The organism is Kribbella sp. (assembly GCF_035655035.1).
Lineage (GTDB): Bacteria > Actinomycetota > Actinomycetes > Propionibacteriales > Kribbellaceae > Kribbella.
The window spans coordinates 1-3,112 of sequence record NZ_DASRVN010000068.1 but is presented as its reverse complement, the minus strand read 5'-3'; the positions used below and the strand labels follow the sequence as shown (position 1 = coordinate 3,112).

General features: G+C 70.1%; 5 protein-coding genes. 2 read left to right on the top strand and 3 right to left on the bottom strand.

Annotation, left to right across the window (positions count from 1 at the left end):
- The coding region (locus VFF46_RS04380) for an HTH domain-containing protein (RefSeq protein ID WP_414673033.1) at positions 1 to 122 on the bottom strand (122 nt) is incomplete at its 3' end.
- Between the two features lie 59 nt (positions 123 to 181).
- Here VFF46_RS04380 and VFF46_RS04375 point away from each other — a divergent pair.
- Positions 182 to 1,042 carry a DinB family protein gene (locus VFF46_RS04375; RefSeq protein ID WP_325035710.1) on the top strand — a complete coding sequence of 287 codons (861 nt, stop codon included), beginning with the start codon at positions 182 to 184 and terminating at the stop codon, positions 1,040 to 1,042.
- On the opposite strand, the gene VFF46_RS04370 is transcribed toward VFF46_RS04375, so the two are convergent.
- Positions 1,008 to 1,826: an AraC family transcriptional regulator gene (locus VFF46_RS04370; protein ID WP_325035709.1), complete on the bottom strand. Its 819-nt coding sequence runs from the start codon at positions 1,824 to 1,826 to the stop codon at positions 1,008 to 1,010. The genes VFF46_RS04375 and VFF46_RS04370 overlap by 35 nt on opposite strands.
- Before the next feature lie 70 nt (positions 1,827 to 1,896).
- Here VFF46_RS04370 and VFF46_RS04365 point away from each other — a divergent pair, with 70 nt between their 5' ends.
- Positions 1,897 to 2,631 carry a phytanoyl-CoA dioxygenase family protein gene (locus VFF46_RS04365; protein ID WP_325035708.1) on the top strand — a complete coding sequence of 245 codons (735 nt, stop codon included), beginning with the start codon at positions 1,897 to 1,899 and terminating at the stop codon, positions 2,629 to 2,631.
- A gap of 41 nt (positions 2,632 to 2,672) precedes the next feature.
- On the opposite strand, the gene VFF46_RS04360 is transcribed toward VFF46_RS04365, so the two are convergent.
- A complete protein-coding gene (locus tag VFF46_RS04360; RefSeq protein WP_325035707.1) occupies positions 2,673 to 3,089 on the bottom strand; it encodes a VOC family protein in 417 nt (138 codons plus the stop codon).
- Positions 3,090 to 3,112: the final 23 nt, after the last annotated feature.

The window sequence follows — 3,112 nt, the reverse complement described above, 5'->3', positions numbered from 1 at the left end:
GTCACGTCCCGGCGTACGGTCCGCGGCGTGATCTCGAGCCTCGCGGCCAGCTCGGCGCCGTCCCACTGAGGGCGCGAGTGCAGCAAGGAAAGCAGACGGAGGAGGCGAGTCGCGGTGTCCATTGTCAACATTCTGCAATCTGCGGACCGATCCTGTCCTCAGGTCGTCCTACCGTGACGACATGACCACGCTTTCGCAGAACCTCCTGGACCTGTCCGACTTCGCCTGGCAACGGCTGCGGCACCGGGTCGAGGGGCTGACCGACGACGAGTACTTCTGGGAACCGTTCGACGGCTGTTGGACGGTCCGCAAGAGCGCCGGCGGGTACGTCGCCGACGGGTCCCGGCTCCCGCCCGCGCCGGCGCCGTTCACCACGCTCGCGTGGCGGATCACGCACATTGTCGACGTTCTACAATCCGAACGTACGGCGACCTGGTTCGGGCACACCGCGACGGAGGAGCCGCCGCGCGTACCCGGGTCGGCCGCCGACGCGCTGGACGCCCTGGACCGGGCGTACGAGATCTGGCGCGGGCGCCTCGCCGCGCTCAGCCAGGACGACCTGGACCGGGCGATGGGCCCGATCGCCGGCCCGTACGCCGACAGCGACGGTACGTCGTTCGCCCTGCACATCCTCGACGAACTCATCCACCACGGCGCCGAGGTCGGCACCGTCCGCGACTTCTACCGCGGCCGGCACGCCGACGACCCGTTCCCGGCCGCCCTCGCCGGAGACCTCACCCCGGCGGAGCGCCCCGCCTTGCTCGCCGACGCCGCCGCAGCGCAGCGGTGGGACCTCGTCCGGCAGCTCGCCGACCGCGGCTTCGCCGTCAACGAACGGACGGACGGCGGCATGACCGCGGCACACCTCGCCGCCGGTACGGGCGAACTCGACACCCTCCGGTTCCTCGTCGACCGCGGCGCGGACCTCTCACTGAAGGACACCCAGTACGACGCGGACGTCCGCGGCTGGGCGGAGTTCTTCCAGCAGCCCGAGGTCGCCGACTACCTCACGGAACGAACGCGCGCTGGGAGCGGTGCCTGAACTCGGTCGGGGTCAGGGCGTGCGCGGCGGTGAAGCAGCGGGTGAAGTAGGACTGACTGCTGAAGCCGCAGCGGCTCGCGATACCGGCGATCGAGATGTTGGTTGCCGCGAGCAAGGACGCGGCGTGTTCCAGGCGCAGGTCGGCGACGAAGGCGGTCGGGGTCACGCCGTACGCCGCGCGCATCGAGCGGGACAGGTGCGCGGCGCTGACGCGGGAAAGCTCCAGCAGCCGTGGGACTCCGCCGCGAAGGTTGCCCTCGGCACGCATCGCCGTACAGGCCCTCGCGAGCCAGTCGGGAATCCCGGAGCCGCCCGGCTCCCCCGGCGTCAGCAGGTCGAGCAGGTCGATCCAGAAGCGCAGCAGGTCGTGCGTGGTCGGACTGTCCTGGAAGCGGTCGAGGGCATGCTCGAAGACCGGCACGGCCGCCGGCTCGTGGAAGCTGATCGGTCCACGCGACGACCACGTCGCCGTCCGCGTCAGGTCGAGGAAGCCCTGCCACAGTGAACTCGGGAACGCCACGTTCACGAACTCCAGACCCTCGGGCGCCGCGCCGCGGACGGCGTGCCGGTCGCTCGGCCGGACCAGTACGACGTCGCCCGCGCGCAACTCCTCGACACCCGCGGTCAGCAGATGCTCGCCGCCGCCGGAGACCACGCCCATGAACTCGTGGAAGTCCGCGTGCGTGTGCAGCTCGGTGTCGCGGGCCCGTGCCGGGATCCGCACCCGGGCCGCGTGGTACGGCCGGCCGAACGCGTGCGCCTCGAAACGCAGTACCTGGTCCACGTCAACACAGTACAAATAGTGGTCGCACCGCTGCTAGGCCGCCAAAGCCGGTTGCCGCCACGCTGGAGGCATGTTCGAAACCGACGGTTATGTCATCTTCCGCAATGTCATCGACCAGGACCTGATCAAGGAAGTGAACGATCATGTCGAATGGCTGCAGGCCCGGCACCCCGACGTCCGGCCCGAGCAGCTCGGGCACACCTATCTGCGCGACGACCCGTTCTGGGTCCGGCTGGTGAGCGACGACCGGCTGGTCGACATCGCCGAGCAGTTCGTCGGGCCGGACATCGCGCTGTTCGCGTCGCACTACATCTCCAAGCCGCCGTACTCCGGCCAGCCGGTGCTCTGGCACCAGGACGCCGCGTTCTGGCCGCTGGACCCGATGAAGGTGGTGACGCTCTGGCTGGCCGTCGACCACTCGACACCGGAGAACGGCTGCGTCCGGGTGATCCCGGGCAGCCACCGCTCCGACGTACTGCGGATGCGCGACAACACCGCCGTGGAGAGCGTGCTCGGCAAGGAGATCGCGGTCGAGGTCGACGAGGCGCGGGCCGTCGACATGGTGCTCGCGCCGGGCGACGTCGAGGTGCACCACCCGAACATCGTGCACGGCAGCAACGCGAACACGTCCCCGCACCGGCGCTGCGGGCTGACCATCAGGTACATCCCGACCTCGACGCGGATCACCGACCCGGAGTCGCCGTACCCGAGCGCGTTCCACCTGCGCGGCGAGCCCGGGGTGAACAGCTACCAGCCGGTCCCGCGGTACGACCCGGCCAGGCACTTCAGCTTCAGCGGGGCGTGACATGCGAAGGGCCCGTCTCCTGCGACGGGCCCTTCGGTGACTTACTCGAGACAGATCCGGAACGGATGCCCCGCCGGATCGGCGTAGATCCGCCAGCCGCGAGCGTTCTCGGCCGGCGGCGGATCCAGCGGGTCGAGCGGCTCGGCGCCGAGGGCGACGACCGTCGCGTGCCCGCTGGAGATGTCCTCGACGATCAGGTCGAGGTGAAGGTCCTGCGCTTCGGTGCCCGGCCACGTGGCCGGCACGTACTCCTCCGAGCGCCGGAAGGCCAGCGTCGAGAACCCCAGCGAGGAACCCGGGCCGGTCAGGCTCCGCCAGTCCTCGTCACCGTTCTCGTCGATGTCCAGCCCCAGCAGCGCCGAGTAGAACTGGGCGAGCTCGAGTGGGTCCGGGCAGTCCAGCACCACCGAGCCGAGCCGCCCGGCAGTACTGCCCGGCTGCTCTGCCACCTGCGTCATCTGTCCTCCACATCCTGTTTCGT